Source organism: Bacillus sp. VA15 (genome assembly GCF_055721145.1).
The window spans coordinates 782,583-807,770 of the sequence record NZ_JBVQPQ010000002.1; the positions used below are offsets into that span (position 1 = coordinate 782,583).

The window sequence follows — 25,188 nt, forward strand, 5'->3', positions numbered from 1 at the left end:
CTTTCTATTCACCTTTTCCGATAAACGAATCCTGGACTCTTTTCCAAAATGGAAACGGACGGAATCTCGCAAACCTCACATTTTCGGATGCAACCTGGCAGCGGATCGACTTTACATCCTTATGAAGAAGGGTTAAATGGTCAATCGTCACTTGAAAGTCAACTTCGTTTCTCGGCTTAATCATGCAATCATGATGGGAAGGGAGAAGCAGCGGCGATCCGACCGTCCGGAATACGCGGTTATTAATAGAAGCCATTTCCGCAAGCTGGATCGCTCTAATAGACGGATGGATAATCGCTCCGCCCAGCGCCTTATTGTAGGCGGTGCTGCCAGATGGCGTTGACAGGCAGAGGCCGTCGCCCCGGAAGGTTTCAAAGAGCTGTCCCTTGATTTCCACATCAGCCACAAGGCTTCCTTCTATGCTTTTAATCGTGCATTCATTCAATGCTAAATATCTTTCTTCCCGCTCGTTTTCGTGATAGGTCACAATCACTTCGAGAAGCGGATATTCGACGGTATGATACGGCGTTTTCGCAATCGCGAGAACAAGTTTTTCAATTTCATGAGGAACCCAGTCGGCATAAAACCCCAGATGACCCGTGTGAACGCCGACAAATGCTGTTTTGTCCAAGCGGTCGCTGTATCTGTGAAAAGCGTACAAAAGCGTTCCATCGCCCCCAACTGAAATGACGATTTCCGGTTCATTTTCATCCAGTTCCATATCAAAATCCAACAAATACGCCTGTATTTTGCTTTTCAGCGTATCAGAAACTTGATCACCTTTTGATGATACGGCAAATTTCATGCTTTTCTTCCCCTTTACCTATTGTTGCTCGCTTCCTTTTTTCTTTCTTGAAAAGGCAGCTTGAGCTTCCTGTACTTCACCCCTGATCTCCGACATCTCTTCATCAAGCCGGGAAGCCGCTTCAGAAGCACGCTGAAGCCTTAATTTTACTTTTTCAGGAATGTTTCCGCTGTATTTATAATTCAATGAATGCTCAATGGTCGCCCAAAAATTCATCGCCAGCGTACGGATCTGTATTTCCACAAGAACATGCTTTTCTCCGGACACCGTCTGTAAAGGATATAGCACAACAAGATGATATGACCGGTACCCGCTCTCTTTATGTTCCGCAATATAATCCCTCTGATCCACAACGGTGAAATCTTTTCTGGCAAACAGCATGTCTTTTACGATTTGGATGTCATCGACAAATTGGCACATGATTCTAAGGCCTGCGATATCCTGAATGGTTTCAATTTCATGTAACGGTATGCTTTTCCGTCTCGCTTTTTCAAGTATGCTCGCCACAGGTTTGACGCGCCCGGTCACAAATTCGATCGGAGAATGGTCATCCTCGTATTCATATAATGTGCGGATCCCCTTGAGTTTCACTTTCAACTCTTCGACAGCCTGGCGGTACGGCACTAAAAAACGCTCCCATTGTTTGTCATCCATCATACATCCCCCAATTCCGAACCAGTTTCTATAAAAACACGCGTTTCACTTTTTCTTCCATTTCTCCGTAGTTTGCATTATCTTTAATATTTTCTAAAAGATACTCCAGTTCCTCATGCAAGCCTGCCAGTTCAATGGTTTTGCCTCCGGCCTCTAAAACAATCGGGATTCTTTGTGCATGAGCCTGCTTCAGTTCCGGCCATACATGTTCCTTTATAATGACATATTCAAAAGAATCAGCTAATTCAAGTATGTATACAAAAGCAAAGTGGTCAGAATCAACAAGCATTTGACCTGACGGCTTGCGTTCTGCTTCGTTTCCTTCCGTCTCACAGGCAAGGCGAAGCTGATCATCCGATAATGTTGCGTTCAAGATTTCGATTCTGTTTTGCATAATGCTCTCCTTTTTAAACAAAGTACAGATTCATTTTATCATATCAAGCTGGATATTGATAAACCTAACATCTAAAGAGATAATAGTAAAAATAAGATTTACAGGGCGGAAAGGAAGAGCATCATGAGCCAAGAAATTGAAATAGAATTTAAAAACATGCTGACCAAACAAGAATTTGAAACGATAACAGCCGCACTCAAGCTGACAGAAAAAGATTTTACAGATCAAAAGAATCATTATTTTGACACAGGCAGCTTTGCGCTGAAACAAAAACACGCTGCGCTGCGAATCCGCAGAAAAAACGGAGAGTATGTCCTGACGTTAAAAGAACCGGCAGATGTAGGGCTTCTGGAAACGCACCAGCGGCTTTCAGAGGTATCAGACCTTACTGGCTTTTCAGTTCCCGAAGGCCCTGTGAAGGACCAGCTGCACAAGCTTCAGATCGATACAGATGCCATTCAATACTTTGGATCTTTAGCAACAAACCGCGCGGAAAAAGAAACAGAAAAAGGCTTAATAGTTTTAGACCATAGCCGATATTTAAATAAAGAGGACTATGAAATCGAATTTGAGGCGGCAGACTGGCATGAGGGCAAACAAGCCTTTGAGAAGCTGCTTCAGCAATTCAGCATTCCTCAGCGCGAAACCAAAAATAAAATTCTGCGTTTTTATGAAGAAAAACGAAAGTCTATATAAGGTGGAATGACATCGTGAATGTAACGAATTGGGCAGCTTTACTTCAGCTTCAAGCATTACAGTCCATATCTAATGCACGCAGCACAGGCACTCAAAATGATGCGGAAAGCCCGCTCTCAAGCTTCAGCTCTTTGCTTAGCCAATATACAAACGGTCTGGCGACTCCGCAACCAACAGCATCCTCTGCAACGTCAAGCCCGCTCAGTCTGCTGAACAGCGCTTCTTCAACAGCGCCGTCACTGCTTTCAGCTTATGGGCTTAATTCATATACAAATAGCAATTCAGGTTATATCACAAAAGCGGCAGAAAGCACCGAAACAGCTGCTGCAGATTCACCTTCAAACAAACATGAAGCAAAACAGATCAGTTCGGGAGACTTCTCCATTGATAGCGCTATAAAAAAAGCAGCTGATAAATATGGCGTCGATGAAAAACTAATCCGTGCCGTCATCAAGCAGGAATCAGGCTTTAATGCAAAAGCGGTCAGCGGAGCAGGTGCAATGGGCCTAATGCAGCTCATGCCGTCAACGGCAAGCTCACTTGGCGTTTCTAATCCGCTGGATCCGCAGCAAAATGTGGAGGGCGGAACGAAATATTTAAAACAAATGCTGAATAAATACGACGGCAATGTGTCTATGGCATTAGCAGCCTACAACGCCGGACCGGGAAATGTTGACCGATACGGAGGTATTCCTCCTTTTCAAGAAACGCAAAACTATGTAAAAAAAATAACTTCAGCTTATTACGCGTAACCAGAGCGGCTTCTGCCCTCTGGTTTTTTTGCGAAGTGAAATCTTACGCATTCCTGATTTTTATGTGATATGATATGAAATACAAACCCTGGCTTACAGCCGAAACTAGTCATCAAACGCATAAAAGGCAGTTTGTTTGTAGAAATGATGCCTTGTTGCTAAAATAAATTTAGATGAAATGTTGAAATACAGAAAATTACTTTTTGCAATAGGATTTATGATTCCTATTAGCCATATTTAAAGGAGTAGTCAACATGGGACAATCGTTTAACGCACCTTATGAAGCGATTGGAGAGGAACTTCTATCGCAACTTGTTGATACTTTTTATGAGCGTGTCGCGTCTCATCCTTTGCTGAAGCCAATTTTTCCGAGCGATTTAACAGAAACCGCCAGGAAACAGAAGCAATTTTTGACTCAGTATTTAGGCGGGCCTCCGCTTTATACTGAGGAACACGGCCACCCCATGCTCAGAGCAAGGCATCTTCCCTTTCCAATTACAAACGAGAGAGCTGATGCGTGGCTCAGCTGTATGAAGGACGCAATGGACCATGTAGGGCTGGAGGGCGATATTCGTGAGTTTTTGTTTGGCCGGCTGGAATTGACAGCAAGGCATATGGTGAATCAAACGGAAGCGGAGGATCGATCATCTTGACAAACTATCAGCATGAGCAATACTTCGCCCATTGCCACGGCCATCCAAAAAAACCGCTTGAAATTTACATGTTTGTAGACCCTTTATGTCCTGAATGCTGGTCCTTAGAGCCCGTCATTAAAAAGCTGAAAATTAGATACGGACGCTTTTTCACATTACGCATTATAGCTTCCGCAAGCCTTACCGCGTTAAATAAGAAACGGAAAAAGCATCTTCTCGCAGAAGCATGGGAAAAGATCGCGAGCCGCTCCGGCATGTCGTGTGACGGCAATGTCTGGTTCGAGCAGGATCAGCCGCTTTCATCGCCTTATATGGCTGCTCTCGCTTTTAAAGCAGCCGAACTGCAAGGAAGAAAAGTCGGCATGCAATTTCTCAGAAATATGCAGGAGAGTCTGTTTGTTTCAAAGAAAAATATCACGGATGAAAACGTGCTTTTGGAAATCGCAGAAAAAACGAGTCTCGATCTTGAAGAGTTCAAAAATGACCTGCATTCTCAAAGCGCGGTCAAGGCGCTTCAATGTGATATGAGAATTGCCGCTGAGATGGATGTTTCCGTCAATCCGACACTGACGTTTTTCAATACACAGCATGAGGACGAAGGACTTAAAGTACCCGGCAGCTATTCATATGATGTATATGAAGAAATCTTATTTGAGATGCTTGGCGACGAGCCGAAGCCGTCGGAAACACCGCCTCTGGAATGTTTTATTGAATATTTCCGCTTCGTTGCCTCCAAGGAAATTGCTCTAGTTTATGACCTGAGCCTTGAAGAGGTAGAAAAAGAAATGAAAAAATTGGCATTTGCTAAAAAGGTTGCCAAAGTGGAAGCCAAACACGGAATGTTTTGGAAGTCTCTCAGCACTTATACTGATGAATATCAATCATGTGAAAAATAGCCGCAGGCGTGTATATGCTTGAGGCTGTTTTTTTGCACCGACACCAAACATACGTTCTGTCCATAGCACTAAAGAAACCGCGCCGGGATAAGCGCGGTTTCATATGTCTTAACGACAACAAAGGGGATGGGAGAAATTTTTCACGGTCAAACAAAGGGGTAATGTTTGTTTGTGATCAATTTCACATCCTTATGATAACAAAAGATGTCGACTGTTGACAACCTCTATGCTTAATGTTCATATTTTTGTCACAAAACATAACGAAGTACATTCACTCATATCCTAATAAGGAAAAAGGACGAGGGGGACCGCCATGATGTATACTGTGATCTTAATTGTGTGCATTGCCGTTTTTTTCTGTTTGAATATATTAGGCATGATGCATATGCTGCCGCTTTATATTACCTCTCCTCTGCTGTTTCTGTCTATTTTGTTTACCCTCTATCGCCTGAACCATCGGAAAACCTTTAAAGGGTTTTAAAAAAGCCTGTGCGTCATTTTTGCACAGGCTTTCTTTTTTAAGACTGCTTGACTTTCATCAGCAGCTCTTCCATTTCATCAAGTTTTTCTTCAAACATTTTGCACGCAGCTTCAATCGGCTCTGGAGACGTCATATCAACGCCCGCTTTTTTCAGGACATCAATCGGGTATTGTGAGCTTCCCGCTTTCAGGAAGTCAATATAACGGTCAACCGCCGGCTTTCCTTCTTTTAAAATCTGGCTGCTTAACGCTTGGGCAGCACTGTACCCTGTCGCATACTGATACACATAGTAATTGTAATAGAAATGCGGAATCCGTGACCATTCAAGGCCGATTTCCTTATCAATCACCATGCCGTCTCCGAAATACTTTTTATTCAGATCGTAATAGACATTTGTCAGAAGCTCAGGTGTAAGTGGCTCCCCTTCTTGCGCCTTTGTATGGATCAGATGTTCAAATTCAGCAAACATCGTTTGTCTAAAGACCGTTCCTCTGAAGCCCTCAAGCATATGGTTGAGAATATATAAGCGCTGTTTTTCATCATCTAAGTTGTTCAGCAGGTATTCGCCAAGAAGCGCTTCGTTTGTCGTAGACGCAACTTCCGCGACAAAGATACTGTAATTGCCGTATGGATATGGCTGGTGCTTTCTCGTATAGTAGCTGTGTACGGAATGTCCAAACTCGTGCACGAGCGTAAAGAGATTATTGACGTTATCATGCCAGTTCATCAAGATATACGGATTCGTGCCGTAAGCTCCTGATGAATAAGCGCCATTTCGTTTGCCTTTATTTTCATAAACGTCGACCCAGCGGTTTTCCAGCCCTTCTTTTAAGATGGATGCGTATTCTTCCCCTAAAGGTGCCAGACCTTTCAGCATGTAATCTTTGGCTTCCTCGTACGTGACCTTCATCCCCGCATCCTTCACAAGCGGTGTATACAGATCATAGATATGCACCTCATCAAGCTCAAGCACTTTCTTTCTCAGCGCGATATAGCGGTGCAGGAGCGGCAAATGCTTATTAATCGTTTTGACGAGGTTGTCGTATACCTCCTCAGGAATACTGTTGTTAGAAAGCGCCGCTTCACGTGCTGATTTGTATTTTTTCACTCTCGCGTAGAAGTTGTCCTTTTTCACAGTGCCGCTTAGCGTCGTGGCCATTGTGTTTTTATATTGACCGTATGTTTTATATACTGCGTCAAAGGCATTTTTGCGGACTTCACGGTTTTCACTTTCTAAGAAATTAATAAAATTCCCGTGAGTGATCTGTTTTTCATTCCCCTCTTCATCTTTAATGGACGGGAATGTAATCTCGGCGTTATTTAATACGCTGAATGTATTGGAAGATGAACCCAGCACATCAGAAGCTTCAGCAAGCAGCGCCTCTTCCTTCTCGCTCAGCACGTGCGGGCGTTCCTTTGTAATCTCCTCAATCGCATGAGAGTACAGTTTCAGTTCTTCTTTTTCAAGAATAAACTGCTGCAGTTTGTCTTCTTCTATGGATAAAATTTCCGGAACCAAATAAGCTGTCGCGCTTGCGGCCTGTGTATATAGGTTTCCCGCCTTATCATTCAGCCCCTGATAAAAAGAGTTCCCGGTATCTTGGTCAGAGCGCATATGCGCATATGTGTACAGCCTGCCCAGCCGCTCCATCACTTTATCTTGGAACGTAAGAGCTTCGTATAAATGATCGGCTGAATCTGCCAGCTTTCCTTTATACTTAGATAAATTCGGAATTAATTCTTTTACAGCTTGAAATTCTTTATTCCAGGCCTCATCAGTAGGAAAAATATCCTCAAGTCTCCATGTGTCTTCTGCCTTTACCTCACTTCTGTCAGGCAGTTGGTTTGCTTTTTTTTCCTCAGCCATGGTGATCCCCCTCGTTTTCTTTGATTCAAGCCAATTGAAAAAACCGCTGTTTCTCAATAAACTTGTGTTGTGAATATCTTCCGGTTTTTCACTGCCTTTTGTCAAATCATATGCAGTAATGAAGAGAACGAATGCCAAAAAAGCAGTAAAAACACGAAAAACCTTTTCTTTTGTGCCTTTCACAGCCAGCCCACCACCTTTGTCTTAGGGTGAGCCAAATGAGACAAACTCATTCTATAAAACAGCTGCGGTCACTTTCTATGAGATCCTGTAATGAGCGTACGCCCTCTGCAGGCTGATTCAGCACATATACTTCTTTCTGAGTCTCCCTTAAAAATCCCTTCTTGCACAAAAAATCAATGTACTGTTTCACCGCTTCAGAAAGACAATCTTCGCTGCATTTGTATCTGAGTGAAATGTTCTTTTTATGAATGTGCAGTTTGCACTGCTGTAAAACGGCTGAAAAGCGAATTGGCGCGCGTTTATATCCCAGATCCGTAATAAACAGATATAAAAACCCCTGCCACACAAAAACCGGACTATGAAAAACAGCCCCTTTTATAACAGGGACAAACACTTCCGTCGGAAGAAAAGAAAGGGGTGTCTGCCTCTTTTCATAAAACAGCAGCCTGAGGCGATTTGTTTCCTTGGAGATAAACCGATGGGCTTTATGGCGAAAACGGTGAATCGCTTTCGTCCAGCCGGAATATTGAAATGCGGGCGTCGGTTCAGTAAAAAAAAGATCGTTTGCAGCAGCCCGATGGATAGGGATCGTTTGAACGGAGGAATAAGAATGGTTTGTGTAAAACGGAATGATGTGGCTGAGCCGGCGGAAAGAACGTGTTTCCGGGCAATAACATATCAGTTCCCTGTATGGACTTGCATTGATAAACTGCCAATGGAAAGCAGAAAGCTGATAAAAGGATGGAGCAGAGCGTTTTAAGCGGCTGTGTCCCACAATCCACTGCGGGATGATTCCTGCTTGTTTGAAGCCCTCTGTTCGCTTTTGAAAGACATCTGGAGCAAGAGTGGCACATTGATACTCAACAGCAAGCATGCGTCCCTTGATCTTTGTCATGATGTCCGGTCTTTGATTGATGTTCTTGATATACGGTTCTAATTTCGGGGAAGCCTGTTGCGTTTTCAGCCATATATACAGCTGCCTTTTTCCTTCTAAGTGGTAGGCGCTTTCCGGTTCTATGTCTATCGAACAGGATTTGTTCTGTTTATGGGCGAAATGCGGTGCTTTTTGGAGTCCGAGCTTCACAGCAAGCTCACCCCCGCACACCGGGCAGAAGAATCGTCTCCGCTTTAATTTCTGGCTTTGCCGAGCGCCTAGAAGGTGAAACATTTGGCCGTCTTCAGTCACAGCACTAAACAATTGTCATCTCTCCTTTCCAGATGAGGTATACTTTCTGGAAAAGATGATCAACTCCTGTTCGCCGTATTTTCTCTTGTATGTATGTTTTTGATTTTTCACGTCTCAAACATAGCATTTCATTGCATAAAAAAAACCGATTTCCGGAAAGAAATCGGTTTGCTATGATGCAAAGTGTTTTTTTATCGTTTCCAGAGCATGCTCTGAAATAATCAGCTTGCCGTACTCTTCAAGACGGTGTATGCTGATTGAGGATTCATTTGCGTACTCCAACAGGATGCTTAGCTGATTTTCAACCTCTTCATCAGTCATATTGCCAAAATCTACATATAAATAATATCGGTTCTCAAACGAATATAAAGTCGTTTTGCTTCCGTTAACGTTCAATTTAGATAGAGAAATAACATCCTCAAAATCGCCAAACCGCAAGACAAATTGAAGCTTTTGCACCTTCTCTTCCTGATTGACGGCTTGCTCTTCTTTCTGGAAATCATCCAGCAAGGCGTCAAGATCCTCAGATGCTGGTTCTTGCTTTTTATCCTCAGGAATCGGCAGTTCGAGCTTTTGTCCGTCTTTGGAAAGCTGGGCTTTTGTGACGATGATTTCTAATCCTTTGTCCAGTGCCTGAACTTGAATCCAAAGAGGGCCTTCCACAGCAAATTCCTCTTCCTCATGAACTTCATCCATGACTTCCCAGAAAAGTTCTTCACTGCGCTCACGGTTATACCAAATTTCTTCTCTGTCAAAACCGCGATCTTCAATATCTCCGTAAGACATATAAAATTTTACTGTATGCTCGTTAATTCTTTCAATTTCCATTTGCCAACCTTCCCTTCTATATAAGATGTTGAAGGGACATCTAAGCTCCCGATTAATAGTACTTTACTACACTTTACCCATTCCGTCCACATCTTAACCTTGATGCAAGGCCAGTGTGAATTCCTTTGTATTTCTATTTTATGATAAAACAGTCACAAAAGAAATAAAAATGCACCTTCACCTAAAAAACGGCAGATCTGCGGCTCATATCATAAAATATGACCTGTCTCATATAGTAGTAGTACAAGCGATGGAACGAAAGCGAGGTGCCGATCATGGAGCATGACTATCTGATTTCTCTGCTTGTTATTGTTGGGATCGACCTGATCCTCGGCGGAGATAATGCGGTCGTCATTGCCATGGCTAGCAGAAATTTGCCGGACAAGCAAAGACAGCAAGCCATTATTCTCGGAACATTTATCGCCGTTGCCATGAGAATCGGATTAACAAGCGCAGCGGTATACCTTTTGAACATTCCGTTCTTGCAGTGCGCCGGCGGAATTTTCCTGCTGTATTTAGGATATCAGCTGCTGATTGAAAAAAAAGACACGCAGCACATCAAAAGCAGCACCTCCCTGTGGAGAGCGATACGAACGATTGTGCTTGCAGATCTCTTTATGTCGCTGGATAACGTCATAGCAGTTGCGGGAGCGTCACACGGTGAGTTTTCTCTCGTGGTCATAGGTTTGTGTGTATCGGTGCCGGTTATAATTTGGGGCAGCAAACTCATCCACATCGCACTTGAGAAAATACCGGTTCTGATTTACGCGGGAAGCGGTCTGCTTGCTTATACAGGAGGAGAAATGATTGTCAGGGACAAAAAGCTGTCTTTTTTTATGGCGCAGCACGGCACAGTCGAAACGCTCCTCCCCATTTTAACGGTCGCGTTTGTCATCCTGGCGAGTATTTATTATCAGCAGGTGGAAAAATAAAAGAAGGCTGATCACTCAGCCTTCTTTCAGCGTGTCGACAAACCTTCGCATTCGTTGTCAGACCTGTGCGTCGGTGCTCACGAATAAACATATTCGTTGTGCTCCAATGCTCGGCCTTCCTAGACTTCAAAGGTTTTCAATCACGCTGAACTGAAAAGGTAACAAAATCCTAAAACAAAAAACCGTTTTTGGATTTTGTCAACTATCTAAAAAAGAAGGCTGATCACTCAGCCTTCTTTTGATGATACGATCTATTAGTTTGCCAAACGCTGTGCTTCTCTTAATTGGAAAGAGCGGACTTTTCTTGGCAGGAAACGTCTAATTTCGTCTTCGTTGTATCCGACCTGCAAACGTTTTTCGTCGATGATAATCGGACGGCGAAGCAAACCTGGGTGCTCGTTGATCAAGCGGTACAAATCTTGCAGCGGCATAGATTCAACGTTCACATTCAGTTTTTGGAATACTTTTGAACGGGTTGAGATGATTTCATCTGTTCCGTCCTCAGTCATTCGAAGAATTTGTTTTATTTCATCAATTGATAAAGGCTCAGAGAAAATGTTTCTTTCTTCAAATGGAATATCGTGCTCTTCAAGCCACGCTCTCGCCTTTCTGCATGAAGTACAGCTTGGTGATGTGTATAGTGTAACCATTCATCTTCACTCCTCTAATTAGTAGGATGAACATCTATTTTATTCTTAAATTGAAATTACTCTAAAAAAGGAATCTTTATAGGTATTATACTATAAAAAAGTAAGTGTGAACAGTATCCTAAGAAAAAAATGTGTCAATCCGGCAAATTTTTAATTTTAATGATATGTTCTAATTCTCAATTAGCTTAACTGATCGAAAATATTTTTTTGTTTTTCTTCATCAATGAGTTTCAGGACCTCATCTGTTTTTTCGTACGATTCCCCGTACCATTTCTCATCTTTATAAGTATGAATGTTTTCATATGTCTGTTTCATGGCTTCAAGAATTTCTTCTTCTGATTCTGTTTTCGGTGACCAGTACAGAATCTCCATCTTGTTTACTTCATTCGTAGCCAATGACCGGCGCCGGTACCCAATTGACTGAGCATGTTTGAAATGCTCTCTTTGATAAAACCTCAGGCGTTTTTCTGTATCAGTATCATCTTCATCCACAGGCTCCACCTCGAGCAATATCGGCTTATTTTTCTTTTTCAGCTTCGCGATCAATTTGCCGCCAAGCCCCTGCCCTCTTGCATCCTTAGACACATACAGATAATCAACGAAGATAAAAGAATCGAATTCCGCAAACATTAAGATATGATGTTTGCCTTCATCTTTATGATAAATATCGCTCCGCTCTTTCAGAAGAGCTTCCATATGCGCTTTTGATTTCATTTCTTCAATTGGAAAGTACTCGCTAAGCTTTTCATACCAGTTCATTGATTTGCTCCTTATGAGTTCATTGTCTTCATACTTTTAGATATACCCCATTTCATATTGTTTAAACAGCTTTACATCTATAAAGACGTACAAACTTCCGCCATGGTTTCATTTTTTTTCAGCAAAAAACGGAGTCAGATGCTCCGTTCATTTTGAAGTGTATGTAAAAAGCTTTCATTAAGCTTGGCTTTCCTGCTTGTACTGAAGCAGGCGGGGCTGCACCAGTGCAATAAGAAACGTCATGATATATAATGCAGCTGCCGCGATAAAAGCTGTTTTCGCACCCGCAGCATCAGCCATGAGCCCCATAATGGAGTAGGTGACGCCTGACCAAGGAGTCAAAATCGCATTTTTGGCAGCCATGATCCCGATACGCTTCTGCTTGGGAATGACCTCTTGCAGCAAGGTTTCCTGGCAAATATCACGCACCTGATAAAAAGGCCCCATTGCAGCACAAGCCAGAGCACATAAAAACGGGATTGGAGAAAATGAGAACAGAAGGGTCAGCACCGCCATCACAAGCGAGCAGAAAATAATAGCGTAGCCCATGTTCCGCTCAAAAAAAGCAGAAAAACGAATGGCAATCACACTGCCGACAATCGCACCTATAAAATAAGAAGCGTTAAACATCCCCCACCACACCTCTGTTTCATGCAAAACAGCCGCAGTAAATGCGAGAAGAATAGCAGACGACCAAACAGAACCCGCCAAAGCTTCTAACATGTCCATTAGAGTAATGTCTCTTACAATAGGGATCATCATTAAATCCTTCCATATACTTTTGGCAGATGCTTTTTCAGCTATTCCATCAGTCGTTTTTTCATTTATATGAAGCACAATGAGGGAAGCTCCCGAAAGAACAAACAAGCAAATGGCTGCACCGACAACGAGTTCAAAAGGTACGGCATACGTCAGAAGGCCGCCAAGGCCCCAGCCTGCTGTTAAAAACAATTGATTCGAGAGGGAGATCACACCGTTCGCTTTTACATATTGCTCTTTTGGAACAATAATCGGCAGCAGCGCGAATCTTGCCGGCTGAAAAAAGGCGCCCGCGAAGGAAAAACAGAAGACAAACAGCAGCGTTATCCAAAAGAAAACCTGTTCGTGATGACTGACGCTAAAAGCCATCAGTATTGTAAAGACCGCTCTCAGCAGATTTGCACCCGCAAGCACCTTTTTAAAACCGAGATTGCGAAGCACTGGGGAAATGCAAAAGCTTGCCGCTATACTCGCAAACGACATGAATGATAAAACAAGACCCGCCAAAAAGACGGAGTCAGTCATTTGATAGACCCTGACCATTAATACGATTGTGACAAGAACTCCTGCTAAAGATTGAAGAGATTGAGACAGTAATAGCGCAAAAACATTTTTGTTATGCAGAAATTGAATCGTATTTCGCCTCCGCTTTTTCCTCTAATTGTAAATGTTATCACTCTCACTTTCTATGATTATGAAAAAAATCCTTCAAGAGAAATCTCTTGAAGGATTTTTGATTCATGAATAAGCTTTAAATTCTGCCTCCGTGCACATCACAAAATGTCCCGGTTTGACTTCACGGAATTCCATCGTTTCCCCATCTTTTAATTGATGGACGGACGGATCGTATTTCTGGCGGACGCGATTTCTCTCATAGTCCGGATCAGGAAGCGGAATCGCAGAAAGCAATGATTTTGTATACGGGTGAAGCGGATTTTCATAAAGCTCATCTGCCGGAGCAAGTTCAACCAGTTTCCCGAAATACATGACTCCAATGCGGTCGCTGATGTATTTGACCATCGATAAATCGTGGGCAATAAACAGGTATGTGAGCCCTTTTTCTTTTTGCAGTTCTTTCATTAAATTCACGACCTGCGCTTGAATGGATACATCCAAAGCGGAAATTGGCTCATCTGCGATAATGAATTCCGGATCTACAGCGAGAGCTCTGGCAATCCCGATTCTTTGGCGCTGGCCGCCGGAAAATTCATGCGGATAACGGTTCGCGTGTTCCTTGTTTAAACCGACTGTTTCCAAGAGCTCGTGGACCCGCTGCATCCGCTCTTTTTTCGTTTTCGCCAGCTTATGAATATCGAGGCCTTCAGCAATAATATCAGCAACTGTCATTCTCGGATTTAGGGATGCATATGGATCTTGGAAAATCATCTGCATTTTGCGGTTGAATTCCAGCAGCTTTTTCCGCGATTTTTTCCCGTGCACATTTTCGCCGTTGAACAGCACCTCACCATCGGTCGCTTCGTATAGCCGAATAATGCTTCGGCCTGTTGTCGATTTACCGCAGCCAGATTCACCAACCAGCCCTAATGTTTCACCTTTATAGATATCAAATGATAAATCGTCTACAGCCTTAACCGTTCCTTTTGGCGTGACAAAGTGCTGTTTTAAATGTTTGATTTCTAATAGTTTCTCACTCAATTCATTCACCTTCTCTCACTAAGACAGGTTTTTCATAGGTATTTGCCAGTTTACGCATTTTCGCTTTTACCGCTTCAGGCGGCTCTACCTTTGGCGCGTCCGGATGAAGCAGCCACGATTTTACATAATGAGTATCGGACACCTTAAACATTGGCGGCTCCTGTTCAAAATCGATTTTCATCGCGTAAGAGCTCCGCAGCGCAAAAGCATCTCCTTTTGGCGGGTTTGTCAAATCAGGCGGCGTGCCTGGAATTGCAGTCAGCTGTTCTTCTCCTGAACTTTCCAGTGTCGGCATGGATGCAAGAAGCCCCCACGTATACGGATGTCTCGGATCGTAGAAAATCTCGTCTACCGTACCGGTTTCTACAATCTGTCCCGCGTACATGACAGCGACCCGGTCAGCAACGTTAGCCACAACACCAAGATCGTGTGTGATAAAGATGATGGACGTGTCAATTTTCTTTTGCAAATCCTTCATCAATTCCAGAATTTGCGCTTGAATCGTTACATCAAGAGCAGTGGTCGGCTCATCGGCGATCAGAAGCTTCGGATTCGCCGCAAGCGCCATGGCGATGACAACCCGCTGCCTCATCCCGCCTGAAAATTCGTGCGGAAATTGGTTAACCCGCTTTTCCGGCATCGGGATACCGACTAATTCCAACAGTTCAACCGCGCGTTTTTTAGCCGCTTCCTTTGAAATTTTCTCGTGTTTAAAAAGCACTTCCGTAATTTGTTTGCCGACCTTCATCGTCGGATTTAAAGAGGTCATCGGATCCTGGAATATCATCCCGATCTCTTTTCCCCGGACATTTTGCATCTCTTTTTCGGACAGCGGCACCAGATCCTTTCCTTCAAACAAGATCTCACCTCGTTTGAAATAACCCGGAGGCATTGGAATCAGCTTCATGATCGCTTGAGAGGTCACACTTTTTCCGGAACCTGATTCTCCGACAATGGCCAGCGTTTCTCCTTTATCCAGATGGAAATTCACTCCGCGGATCGCCTGAACTTCTCCGCCATATGTTTTAAATGAAATCGCTAAATCTTTTACTTCTAATAGGCGTGTCACCCGTATCACTCCCTTATTTACGTAACTTAGGATCCAATGCGTCTCTTAATCCGTCGCCGACAACGTTAAAGCCAAACATCGTAATGCAGATGAAACCGGCAGGGAAGAATAGACGCCACGGATAATAGGTCAATGCAGGCAATCCGTCAGAAGCCATCGTTCCCCAGCTTGCCAGCGGAGCCGGAACACCAAGTCCCAAATAGCTTAAAAAGGCTTCTGTGAAAATCGCAGTCGGAACTGTCAATGTCATCGTGACCAAAATGGAACCCATTGCGTTTGGCACGATATGTTTAAACAGCAGACGGGATGTTTTTGCACCAAGTGTCTGTGAAGCAAGCACATACTCCTGATTCTTCAGCTGCAGCACTTGTCCACGCACGATTCTGGCCATATTAATCCAGCCCGTAATTGTCATGGCAATAATAATCGTAAATAGCCCTTTCGGAAGCACAACCATCAGTAAGATGACCATTAATAATGAAGGAACTGCCCAAAGGATATCAGCGATACGCATCATAATTTCATCCGTTCTGCCTCCGCGGAAGCCTGAAATGCTTCCCCAAATCACACCGATCAGCAAATCAAGAACAGCGGCTGCAACACCGATAAAGATTGAGATTCGCGCACCTACCCAAGTACGGACGAAAATATCCCGTCCAAGATCATCTGTTCCGAACCAGTGATCTTTTGAAGGCGGCTTATCCGCATTTAAGAGATTAGTAGTTGAATAATCGTATCTTGAGAACATTGGCGCAAAAATTGCCATAAGGATAATGAGTACAATAATGATAAGCCCGACCATTGCAAGCTTATTGCTGCGGAAGCGAAGCATCGCATCTTTCCAGAGGGAAAGGCTCTTTTTACTTATTTTTTCTGCATCGCCGGCATTCGCTGCGGCTGGTTCAAACAGGTTTTTTGGAATGTTTTGCATGGCCTAGGCTCCTTTCTTTGCTTTTGAAAGCTTGATTCTTGGATCAATAATGCCATATAACACGTCTACGATTAATACACACAATAGCAAGATGACACTGAAGAACACCGTTACACCCATAATGACTGTATAATCACGGTTTGTAATACTGTTTACAAAGTTGTGCACCAAGCCCCGGGATACCAAAGATGGACTCAATAATAAAGCTTCCCGTTAAGACCTGCGCTGCCATCGGGCCCATGTATGTAACGACTGGCAAAAGCGCGTTTCGAATGGCGTGCCGCACTGTAACTGCTGGACGGGACAGCCCTTTTGCTTTCGCTGTGCGAATATAATCACTGTTTAACACTTCGATCATGCTTGAACGAGAAAGTCTGGCAATAAACGCCATCGGCATGGAAGCAAGTGCGATTGAAGGCAAAAAGGTGTATGCCCAGGACTCCCAACCCGCGACAGGAAACAGATCAAGCTTCATGGAGAACACATATTGCAGAACAGCCGCCATGATAAAGCTCGGAACTGAAATGCCAAATATCGTTAAAATCGCGACGGTATAATCCTGCCACTTATTATGGTAAAGGGCTGCTATGACCCCAAACAATACACCTAACGCTAAAGCGAGGAGAATAGCTTCTGCTCCAAGAGTGAATGAAACGGGGAAACCTGAACTGATTAGGTCGTTAACACTCTGACCTTTATATTTAAATGACGGTCCGAAATCCCACATTGCAACTGATTTCAAATAACTGACGTATTGTACAAACAGCGGCTTGTCCAAGCCGTAATGCGCATTTAAGTTTGCTTCGATTTCAGGCGGAAGCTTTTTCTCACCTGAAAATGGCCCACCCGGTGCTGCCTGCATTAAGAAGAATGTCACAGTTACAATCACAAATAATGTGATAATCATATAGACTAAGCGTCTTCCGATATATTTTAGCAAGGGGGAACACCTCCATGATTTTTACATTTTTATACTCTTTCAGTAAGAAAGGTATATGGGAAATAGGTCCCCATATACCTTGAGGTTTTTGTTTTCACAAATAAGACTTATTGAAAGTACGAGTTTCTGAAATAAATTTCTCCGGTTCCAGTAATGATGGTTCCTTTCAGATTTTCGTCTTGCACCCAAGGAATCGTATAAAAATAAACTGGCGCTACAGGCATTTCATCAATGAAAATACCTTCTGCTTTTTTCAGCAGCTCTGCACGTTTTGTTGGATCAGTTTCAGTTTGTGACTGATTCAGAAGCTTTTTGAATTCTGGATTTTCCCAGCCAGTATCGTTATTACCTCCGTTTTTGTCACGGAACAACTCGAGGAAGTTAATAGGATCGTTAAAGTCGCCAAGCCAACCCATACGGCCGATTTGATAATCTTGGCTGTGAAGCTTATCAATATATACATTCCATTCTGAGTTATCAAGCTCAACATTCACGCCTAAATTTTTCTTCCACATTTCTTGCACGGCTTGAGCGATTTTCGCATGTGCATCATCAGTGTTATAAGACAATTTGATTTTCGGAAGGTCAGATGCCTTGCTTAAGCCCATTTCTTTCAGGCCTTTTTCAAGATATTCTTTTGCCGTTTTGACATCGTTGTCTTTGAAGTAGCCTTCTTTGTTATCCTCAAATCCCTTCATTGTCGGTGGCACCGCAGCCATTGCCGGGATTTGTTCACCTTGCGTAATGTTTTTAACAATCGATTGACGATCAATCGCATAAGATAATGCTTTACGGATATTTACATTGTCTAACGGCTTAGCTTCAGTGTTGAATTTGTACCAATAGACACCTGCCATCGGCTCAACATGTAAAGAACCGTCTTTTTTCAGGGTAGGAAGAGATTCTGTCGGAAGCTGTCCGAGCGGCAAACCGGCCCAATCAAGTTCGCCAGCTTGGAATTTTTTCAGTTCAGTATTGTTATTGTTGATCATAACCATACTGATTTTCTTCAGTTTGACTTTGTCTTTATCCCAATACTGATCATTTTTTTCAAGAGTGATAGAACCGCTGTGTTTCCATGCCGTCATTTTGAACGGTCCGTTCGATACATAATCATCTCCGGCATTTGTGTTCCATTTTTTATTTTTCTCTGCAATTTTCTTGTTGATCGGCATATACGTATAGAACGCTGTTAATTCAGTGAAATATGGAGTCGGGTTATTTAATTCAACCTTTAGCGTTTTGTCATTTACAGCTTTTACTGCCACATCATCAAGGCTGCCTTTGCCGGTATTCGCCGCTTCAGCACCTTTTATGTAGTAAAGCTGGTAAGCGTATTGTGATTCGTTATTAGGATCTAGTGCCCATTTCCAAGCATATTCAAAATCTTGTGCTGTTACAGGGTCACCATTAGACCATTTCACACCATCACGAATTGTAAATGTATATGTCTTTCCATCTTTGCTCGTTTCAATTTTAGAAGCCATGCCTTCTTCAGGCTCACCATCTGCATTGATACGTGTCAATCCTTCAAAAGTCTGACGGATGACACCGCCTGATACTGAATCATTTGCCAATCCCGGATGTAAGGAGAACGGCTCAGTTTTAATATTAATATTAAGTGTCGTCTTTCCTTTACTGTCCTTTTTCCCTTCACCGTTTGATCCGCTGCCGCCAAAGCCGCATGCGCTCAGCACGAGAGTGAAAATGAGCATCAACGTGACAATCGACCAACGCTTTTTCATTATCGCAAACCCCCTAATAATAATTTTTCAGCTCCTTACGGCTAAATCCTCAGAAATATCAGACAAATGAACCTGAGTTTCCATAACTTTTATTCTGTTCCGTCTTTTCTGATTATTTTTGTAAAAAAGCTGTAACAATAGAGTGAACAAGTTCATTATAATGAAACAAATAATTTATTGCAATATTATTTTATCAATTTAAAATATTTGAACTTCGTTAGTTTTTCTTCCACGAACATAATATCCTTCTACCATTTAAAGCATAAATTGATTAAAAACTATTTGATAAGTTTTCTATCCATATTGCTTTTTACATATAATATCTAGCTGTTTTCACGCTGATAGCAGTTATCATTTAGGGGTTTTACAGCACCAGTGGTATTTATATCTTTACAATGTTACTGGAAAAAAGAATGTTTTTTCATGATGACAATTGGTTATAATTGATTTATAATGAAGCAATCAAAAGAAAAGCGTGCTATGAAAAAGAGTAGTACACATTTCACCCGTTTGAAGAGAGTCTGCGGTGCTGGGAGCAGATAACGGGCAATGTGGAATGGACTTTGGAGCAGCTGACCGAAACCGAAAAAGTAGGCTCAGCCGGAGCAGTCTCCGTTACAAACGTCAGAGTGATTCCATTTTAATGGAATAATCAGGGTGGTACCACGGTTCATTCGTCCCTTTTTTATAGGGGAAGAATGGGCCTTTTTTATTATGTTTTAAGAAATGAGGTTGATGTTTTCATGAAACAAACGATTTTTTCAGGCATTCAGCCAAGCGGCTCCGTTACGCTCGGCAACTATATCGGTGCAATGAAGCAGTTTGTCGAACTGCAGCATGATTATAACAGCTATTTTTGCATCGTGGATCAGCATGCGATAACCGTGCCTCAAGACCGACTTCAGCTAAGAAAGAATATCCGCAGTCTGGCGGCGCTTTACTTAGCTGTCGGACTTGATCCAGAAAAAGCAACATTGTTTATTCAGTCAGAGGTTCCCGCGCATGCACAGGCCGGATGGATGATGCAGTGTGTCGCGTATATCGGCGAGCTTGAACGGATGACCCAATTTAAAGACAAATCCAAAGGCAATGAAGCTGTTGTCTCCGGCCTGTTAACATACCCGCCGCTGATGGCCGCTGATATTCTGCTGTATGGAACAGATCTTGTGCCTGTCGGCGAGGATCAAAAGCAGCACCTTGAGCTGACGCGAAATCTCGCAGAACGCTTCAACAAAAAATATAACGACATCTTTACGGTTCCGGAAGTGAAAATTCCAAAAGTCGGCGCACGCATCATGTCTCTGAATGATCCGCTGAAGAAAATGAGCAAATCCGATCCGAACCAGAAAGCTTATATTACATTACTGGATGAACCGAAGCTTCTTGAAAAGAAAATCAAAAGCGCTGTGACAGATTCTGAAGGCATTGTAAAATTTGATAAGGAAAACAAACCAGGCGTTTCCAACCTTCTTACGATTTATTCAATCCTCGGTAATACGACAATTGAAGAGCTTGAAGCAAAGTACGAAGGGAAAGGCTACGGCGAGTTTAAAGGTGATTTGGCAGAAGTCGTGGTTAACGCACTAAAACCGATCCAGGACCGCTATCATGAACTAATTGAATCTGATGAATTAGACCGGATTCTCGATGAAGGCGCGGAACGGGCAAACCGGACAGCGAACAAAATGCTAAAAAAAATGGAGAACGCCATGGGCCTTGGCCGAAAAAGACGCTAATCAAAAAACCGCTCTTTGCAAAGAGCGGTTTTTTTAGTTTACCTTTGATTCATTTTCCATTTCCCATAGCTTTTCGAAAAAAGGCTGTCCTTTTATCAGGTTTTCGCAAAATGCCAGATGCTTGTCCGACCAGCCTTCAATTGTTTCGTTATACAGCATGTCCCAAATCTCTTCAAAGCTCATCCGTTTGATTTGTTCGTACATATGCGGGTTCCACTCTGTGTACCAGTAGCCGATTTCAGCGCGGTTTTTCAGCCCTTTTAATTGGTCCAGCGCCATAAACATCAGCTGCTTGATTTGCCGTTCTTTTCTTGTCAGCCCTCTGACGTGCTCTGGTGCTAATGATAAAATGTGATATTCTTTAGAGGATTCCAGCTTCTTTGGCTCAAATTCATATGTTTCAGGCTCTACATCTTTTACCATTTCATAAACGAGCTGCTCCTGCCTTGGGATCAAACGGCTTTTTCTGACAGGGATCGTGTAGCCGATCGTGTCGACAGCCAAAATGCCGATTCCGTCTGTTACAACAAAACAATACTCAAGCTTTGTCCGCTCATGATTTTTCCGAATGTACGATTTCTGATGTACGTCGTCAAGCAAACCTTTCGGAAGCTCAGACAAATCGTTTTCTATGTAATGAAACAGTACCGACGGCACCCTTAACAGCGGCACCTGATCCAAAAGCTCAACCGTATCTTCCTTGCGCCATTCGTGAAAGTGGCATACATTGTAGCCATTTTCTTCCCCTTCAAACCAATTGACCCACACATCATGAAGAAATAACATCTCTAACCCCTCACTTTTATAAAAACTGTTGTCCACAGTATAGGCAAGGGACAGAGAAATTATTCCAAAGAGATTGAGGAAATCTGGAATCGCTGGGTTTATGTAAAAATCACAAAAAGCAGATCTCTTTGTATATTTTCTGACAAAAAGAGATCTGCTTTTCTTATGATTTTGTTATATTTTATACCAGATATTATTTTCATTTTTATTTAATATTTTTTGGATCCAATGCATCCCGCAGACCATCACCGACAAAGTTGAAGCATAAAACGGTAATTAAAATGAATAGCCCGGGAAATAACGGGTACCACCATGCTTGAATCATTACTGTGAAATTTTGTGCGTCTTGAAGCATGTTTCCCCAGCTTGCGATTGGCGGCTGGATTCCGAACCCCAAGTAGCTTAACGCTGATTCAGCCAGAATGACAGATCCTACTTTCAGCGTCGCCGAGACGATAATCGGCCCTAATGCATTTGGCAGGATATGCGAAAAAATAATTTTGTTCGTCTTTGTCCCAATTGTTTTAGCGGCGAGAACATATTCTCTTGAACGAAGCGACAAGAATTCTCCCCTTACTAACCGCGCTGTCGTGGTCCAGCCTGTAAGACAGAAAATTAAAATTAGTTTGTCCACACCTGGCTTGAAGACGGTGACCAGCGTGATCAGTAAGAAGATATCAGGAATGGATAATACAATGTCGACCAGACGCATAATGACAGCATCGGCTATTCCTCTGAAATACCCAGCTAACGCCCCTAAAACTGTTCCGATCAAAATCGAACCGACTACAGACGCAAAACCAACCAACAAAGAGACACGCGCCCCATACAAGATCCGGCTGAAAATATCACGGCCGAATTTATCGGTTCCCATCAGATGTTCAAGGCCCGGTGCTTTATACTTATCAAGCAAGCTTTGTTGCTCCTGGGGGTAAGGTGCAATCAAGGGAGCGAAAACAGCCGACATAATAATGATAAACAGAATGACGGCACCTAGAATGGCCAGCTTGTTTTTCGAGAATTTTTCCCAGAAGATCTTGGTCATCGTATCTGGTTTTTTCGAAATGTTTTCTTTCAGTCTGATCTCCGTCGAGGGAGTTGTTTGCAACTCTGACATCTCTGTTTCCCTCCTCTTAATATTCGATCCGCGGATCAACAATCGCGTAAAGGATGTCCGCAATGAGGTTTCCGACCACGACAAGCACTGCCGAAATCACGGTCATTGCCATAATAACCGGATAATCACGCTGGAATGCCGAATCGACAAACAGCTTTCCTAACCCCGGCCAAGTGAAAATCTGCTCTACGACAACCGCTCCGCCGATAAAGGAGGGAATCATTAAACCGAAGATCGTAATAACAGGCAATAGCGCATTCCGCAAGCCATGCTTAAATAGCACGCGATTTTCTTTAAAGCCTTTTGATCTGGCTGTTCGGATATAGTCTTGATTTAACACATCAAGCATATTTGACCTTGTGTATCTCGTTAAGCCAGCCATATCTGCCGTAGCTAACACAAATGCGGGTAATAACAAATGATGAATCCGGTCTAATAAGCTAAAATCCGTGTTAAGAGTAGCGACTCCCCCTGTCGGGAACCAGCCGAGGTTCACAGCAAACACCATAATTAAAATCAGACCGAACCAAAAGTTCGGAATGGCTAAACCGATAAATGAAGTAAATGTAATGCCATAATCCAGTTTTGAATAAGGTTTTTTAGCAGAAATCACACCAAATGGGATTGAAATGATCAGCGCCAATATCGTCGACACCAGCATTAGGAGGAGTGTATTAGGCAGCCTTGCTATAATCAGCTCTGAAACAGGCGTTCCTTTTCTGATAATGGACGTTCCGAAATCCCCTTGAACCATATTGCCGAGCCATTTTAAATATTGAACGTATTCCGGGTCATTCAGGCCGTATTTTTCAATAAACTGCGCTCTGTCTGCCTGGCTGATGGTAGGGTCCATCATAAGCGTCATCGGATCTCCGGGAGCCGCTTTCATAATGACAAAAGACAAAATTGTAATTCCTAATAAGATAGGAATTGAAGCTAAAGTTCTTCGAATGATATATGTAACCATATTCTTGTCCCCTTTGTGGTTCTTTATCAATATAGAAGGGGAAGGAAACGCACTCCCTCCCCTGCAAGGGAAAATTATTGGGCAAGCCACCATTTTTCAATCTGATATAGTGTACGTTTCGGATGATACACATAACCCTCTAAGTTAGCTGGCATCGCCATATGGTTGTTCGGATAATAAAGGAAGGTATATGGCTGATCTTCAGCAAGTTTTTGGTAAATCTTTTCGTAGGCTTTTGAGTATTCATCACGGTCGCTGATTGATTTTGCATCTTTGAGAAGCTTATCAACTTCAGGGTTTTTGTACCACATGTTATTTAAGCCTTTTTCAGACTGGCTAGAATGGAAGATATCATAGTGATCCGGGAACGTGGACAGGCTCCAGCCTAACACCATTGCGTCATAGTCCCAATTAGGGGCACTTGTCTGTTCTACTAACGCACTCCATTCAACGATTTGCGGCGTTACTTTAATACCGACTTTTTTGAGCTGCTCTTGAACAACAACAGCAATATCCTCACGCACTTTATTTCCTTGGTTCGTTTTCAGAGTAAACTCAAACTTTTTACCGTCTTTATCTAAGATGCCGTCACCGTCAGTATCTTCCCAGCCGGCTTCTTTCAGCATCTTCTTCGCTTTTTTCACGTTGTATTTAAATTTAGGCACTTCTACGTTTTTCGGATAGTTCCAAGAAGCCGGGCTTTCCGGAATATAAGCGACTTCCCCGTCTCCATCCAATACAGTTTGCACCATAGTTTCACGGTCTAACGCGGTGGTGAGTGCCTGGCGTACTTTTTTATCTTTAAAGAGCTCGTTTTTCTCATTCCAGCCGATATATGAGTAGCTCAGCGCCAAGTCTGTTACGACTTTGACATTATTAAACGATTCAGCTGTCTTATAGTCAGTTGACGGCACGTTAAAGAAATCGATATCACCGGCTTGAAGCTGGGCAACCGCTGCATTGGCGTCCGGAATGATTTTATACGTGACACTGTCTAAATACGGGCGTCCGTCATAGTAGTCATCATTGGCAACGAGCTTGACGTATTGGCCGTCTTTCCATTCTTTAAATTTGAAAGGCCCTGAGCCGATTGGATTTTTTCTATTAAAGTCATTATCCTCAAGCTCTGCAACCGGTACATCTTTTAAAATGTGCTCCGGCAGAATCCCATAGCTGTCTAACGTATTATTATAGAAGTTAGGATCTTTGTATTTCAGGGTAAATAAAACCTCGTAATCTCCCTTTTTCTCTACCGATTTCAGCATTTCAAAGTTAGAGCCGCGCTCTCCTTTGTAATCCTTATTCAATGGAATGCTGTACGTAAAGACAACATCATCGGCAGTCAGCTCTTCTCCGTCATGGAACTTAACGCCTTTTTTGATTTTCACGTCATATTTCAGTCCGCCATCCAGCTCTTTCACACTTTCTGCCAGTGACATTTTGACATTTAAATTTTCATCTGTTTTCGTTAAAAAACTGTAAATCATTTGTTCAATATCTGTACTCGATTCATCAGTTGAATATAATGAGTTGAAAAGTGTTGGCGCTCCGATTGAGCCAACAACCAAATCCCCGCCTTGCTGAGGTTTTCCGTTTGATTTTTTCTCGCTGCTGCTGCTCGATTTTGATCCCGAGCAGGCCGATAAAAAGATGGCCAGAACCATCAATACACTTAGCATCATCAGTGCGGTTTTCCGTCTTTTCATTAGATATTCCCCCTTTTGAAATGTTCGTTCCTCTCAGCTG

The 25,188-nt window shown here is 42.8% G+C and carries 25 protein-coding genes, 2 pseudogenes and 1 other annotated feature; of the genes and pseudogenes, 8 read left to right on the top strand and 19 right to left on the bottom strand.

The features are described 5' to 3' along the window. Positions 1-4: 4 nt before the first annotated feature. From AC0DBE_RS09020 to AC0DBE_RS09030, 3 genes are read right to left on the bottom strand one after another with little or no spacing between them, the layout of a single operon-like run. Entirely contained in the window at positions 5-805 is an 801-nt protein-coding gene (locus tag AC0DBE_RS09020; protein WP_003224622.1) for an NAD kinase, read from the bottom strand. A gap of 18 nt (positions 806-823) precedes the next feature. Next, complete coding sequence (gene yjbM, locus AC0DBE_RS09025; RefSeq protein WP_019713982.1) at positions 824-1,459, bottom strand: GTP diphosphokinase; 636 nt, start codon at positions 1,457-1,459, stop codon at positions 824-826. A 28-nt stretch (positions 1,460-1,487) separates the two neighbouring features. Beyond that, on the bottom strand, positions 1,488-1,853 hold the full coding sequence (locus tag AC0DBE_RS09030) for a UPF0738 family protein (RefSeq protein ID WP_372402640.1): 366 nt from the start codon (positions 1,851-1,853) through the stop codon (positions 1,488-1,490). A gap of 123 nt (positions 1,854-1,976) precedes the next feature. On the opposite strand from AC0DBE_RS09030, the gene AC0DBE_RS09035 reads away from it, so the two are divergent. From AC0DBE_RS09035 to AC0DBE_RS09055, 5 genes are all read left to right on the top strand, one after another. Continuing rightward, on the top strand, positions 1,977-2,549 hold the full coding sequence (locus AC0DBE_RS09035) for a CYTH domain-containing protein (RefSeq protein ID WP_014113380.1): 573 nt from the start codon (positions 1,977-1,979) through the stop codon (positions 2,547-2,549). 14 nt (positions 2,550-2,563) lie between these two features. Then, on the top strand, positions 2,564-3,301 hold the full coding sequence (locus AC0DBE_RS09040) for a lytic transglycosylase domain-containing protein (protein ID WP_250621493.1): 738 nt from the start codon (positions 2,564-2,566) through the stop codon (positions 3,299-3,301). A gap of 254 nt (positions 3,302-3,555) precedes the next feature. After that, positions 3,556-3,954, top strand: coding sequence for a globin domain-containing protein (locus AC0DBE_RS09045; protein WP_003224612.1), 399 nt, complete (start codon positions 3,556-3,558; stop codon positions 3,952-3,954). Then, positions 3,951-4,850 carry a protease adaptor protein SpxH gene (gene spxH, locus AC0DBE_RS09050; RefSeq protein ID WP_072566099.1) on the top strand — a complete coding sequence of 300 codons (900 nt, stop codon included), beginning with the start codon at positions 3,951-3,953 and terminating at the stop codon, positions 4,848-4,850. The genes AC0DBE_RS09045 and spxH overlap by 4 nt, the downstream gene beginning before the upstream one ends. A 313-nt stretch (positions 4,851-5,163) precedes the next feature. Then, positions 5,164-5,331, top strand: coding sequence for a hypothetical protein (locus AC0DBE_RS09055; protein WP_041520918.1), 168 nt, complete (start codon positions 5,164-5,166; stop codon positions 5,329-5,331). Positions 5,332-5,368: 37 nt separating this feature from the next. Here the strand turns inward: AC0DBE_RS09055 and pepF are convergent, their stop codons facing one another. Further along, entirely contained in the window at positions 5,369-7,198 is a 1,830-nt protein-coding gene (pepF, locus tag AC0DBE_RS09060; protein ID WP_176364382.1) for an oligoendopeptidase F, read from the bottom strand. A gap of 229 nt (positions 7,199-7,427) precedes the next feature. Next, the gene (locus AC0DBE_RS09065; protein WP_457895990.1) at positions 7,428-8,549 is read right to left on the bottom strand and encodes a competence protein CoiA family protein; all 1,122 of its coding nucleotides are present in this window, start codon (positions 8,547-8,549) and stop codon (positions 7,428-7,430) included. 73 nt (positions 8,550-8,622) lie between these two features. On the opposite strand from AC0DBE_RS09065, the pseudogene AC0DBE_RS09070 reads away from it, so the two are divergent. Continuing rightward, a pseudogene (locus AC0DBE_RS09070) lies at positions 8,623-8,744 on the top strand (hypothetical protein). Here the strand turns inward: AC0DBE_RS09070 and mecA are convergent. Both mecA and AC0DBE_RS09080 read right to left on the bottom strand, forming a co-directional pair. Next, on the bottom strand, positions 8,739-9,395 hold the full coding sequence (gene mecA, locus AC0DBE_RS09075; RefSeq protein WP_472961863.1) for an adaptor protein MecA: 657 nt from the start codon (positions 9,393-9,395) through the stop codon (positions 8,739-8,741). The pseudogene AC0DBE_RS09070 and the gene mecA sit on opposite strands and share 6 nt — an antisense overlap. Beyond that, positions 9,362-9,487: a hypothetical protein gene (locus AC0DBE_RS09080; RefSeq protein ID WP_120698858.1), complete on the bottom strand. Its 126-nt coding sequence runs from the start codon at positions 9,485-9,487 to the stop codon at positions 9,362-9,364. The genes mecA and AC0DBE_RS09080 overlap by 34 nt, the downstream gene beginning before the upstream one ends. 183 nt (positions 9,488-9,670) lie before the next feature. Here AC0DBE_RS09080 and AC0DBE_RS09085 point away from each other — a divergent pair, with 183 nt between their 5' ends. Further along, a complete protein-coding gene (locus tag AC0DBE_RS09085; protein WP_041905005.1) occupies positions 9,671-10,327 on the top strand; it encodes a TerC family protein in 657 nt (218 codons plus the stop codon). Between the two features lie 254 nt (positions 10,328-10,581). Here the strand turns inward: AC0DBE_RS09085 and spx are convergent, their stop codons facing one another. From spx to oppA, 8 genes and pseudogenes are all read right to left on the bottom strand, one after another. Continuing rightward, the gene (gene spx / locus AC0DBE_RS09090; RefSeq protein WP_003239281.1) at positions 10,582-10,977 is read right to left on the bottom strand and encodes a transcriptional regulator Spx; all 396 of its coding nucleotides are present in this window, start codon (positions 10,975-10,977) and stop codon (positions 10,582-10,584) included. A 180-nt stretch (positions 10,978-11,157) separates the two neighbouring features. After that, positions 11,158-11,736, bottom strand: coding sequence for a GNAT family N-acetyltransferase (locus tag AC0DBE_RS09095; protein ID WP_003224597.1), 579 nt, complete (start codon positions 11,734-11,736; stop codon positions 11,158-11,160). Positions 11,737-11,913: 177 nt separating this feature from the next. Next, entirely contained in the window at positions 11,914-13,128 is a 1,215-nt protein-coding gene (locus AC0DBE_RS09100) for an MFS transporter (protein WP_472961952.1), read from the bottom strand. Between the two features lie 105 nt (positions 13,129-13,233). Then, complete coding sequence (gene oppF / locus AC0DBE_RS09105; RefSeq protein WP_014113371.1) at positions 13,234-14,151, bottom strand: oligopeptide ABC transporter ATP-binding protein OppF; 918 nt, start codon at positions 14,149-14,151, stop codon at positions 13,234-13,236. Position 14,152: 1 nt separating this feature from the next. After that, on the bottom strand, positions 14,153-15,229 hold the full coding sequence (oppD, locus tag AC0DBE_RS09110) for an oligopeptide ABC transporter ATP-binding protein OppD (protein ID WP_072182805.1): 1,077 nt from the start codon (positions 15,227-15,229) through the stop codon (positions 14,153-14,155). A 4-nt stretch (positions 15,230-15,233) separates the two neighbouring features. Next, complete coding sequence (oppC, locus tag AC0DBE_RS09115; RefSeq protein WP_014113369.1) at positions 15,234-16,151, bottom strand: oligopeptide ABC transporter permease OppC; 918 nt, start codon at positions 16,149-16,151, stop codon at positions 15,234-15,236. 3 nt (positions 16,152-16,154) lie between these two features. Next, positions 16,155-17,091: pseudogene (gene oppB, locus AC0DBE_RS09120) on the bottom strand (oligopeptide ABC transporter permease OppB). Between the two features lie 107 nt (positions 17,092-17,198). Then, entirely contained in the window at positions 17,199-18,836 is a 1,638-nt protein-coding gene (gene oppA, locus AC0DBE_RS09125; RefSeq protein ID WP_014113367.1) for an oligopeptide ABC transporter substrate-binding protein OppA, read from the bottom strand. Between the two features lie 471 nt (positions 18,837-19,307). Next, positions 19,308-19,521: a binding site (T-box leader), on the top strand. Positions 19,522-19,579: 58 nt separating this feature from the next. Between oppA and trpS the strand changes: the two genes are divergently transcribed. Next, entirely contained in the window at positions 19,580-20,572 is a 993-nt protein-coding gene (gene trpS / locus AC0DBE_RS09130; RefSeq protein WP_003224581.1) for a tryptophan--tRNA ligase, read from the top strand. A gap of 33 nt (positions 20,573-20,605) precedes the next feature. Here trpS and AC0DBE_RS09135 read toward each other — a convergent pair whose 3' ends face one another. The 4 genes from AC0DBE_RS09135 to AC0DBE_RS09150 form a co-directional block, all read right to left on the bottom strand. Further along, on the bottom strand, positions 20,606-21,358 hold the full coding sequence (locus AC0DBE_RS09135) for a YjbA family protein (RefSeq protein ID WP_014113365.1): 753 nt from the start codon (positions 21,356-21,358) through the stop codon (positions 20,606-20,608). A 205-nt stretch (positions 21,359-21,563) separates the two neighbouring features. Further along, positions 21,564-22,475, bottom strand: coding sequence for an oligopeptide ABC transporter permease AppC (gene appC / locus AC0DBE_RS09140; protein ID WP_472961870.1), 912 nt, complete (start codon positions 22,473-22,475; stop codon positions 21,564-21,566). Positions 22,476-22,491: 16 nt separating this feature from the next. Beyond that, positions 22,492-23,442, bottom strand: a complete 951-nt coding sequence (locus AC0DBE_RS09145; RefSeq protein WP_024120910.1) for an ABC transporter permease — start codon at positions 23,440-23,442, stop codon at positions 22,492-22,494. A gap of 74 nt (positions 23,443-23,516) precedes the next feature. Next, positions 23,517-25,148, bottom strand: a complete 1,632-nt coding sequence (locus AC0DBE_RS09150) for a peptide-binding protein (protein WP_472961873.1) — start codon at positions 25,146-25,148, stop codon at positions 23,517-23,519. Positions 25,149-25,188 lie beyond the last annotated feature (40 nt).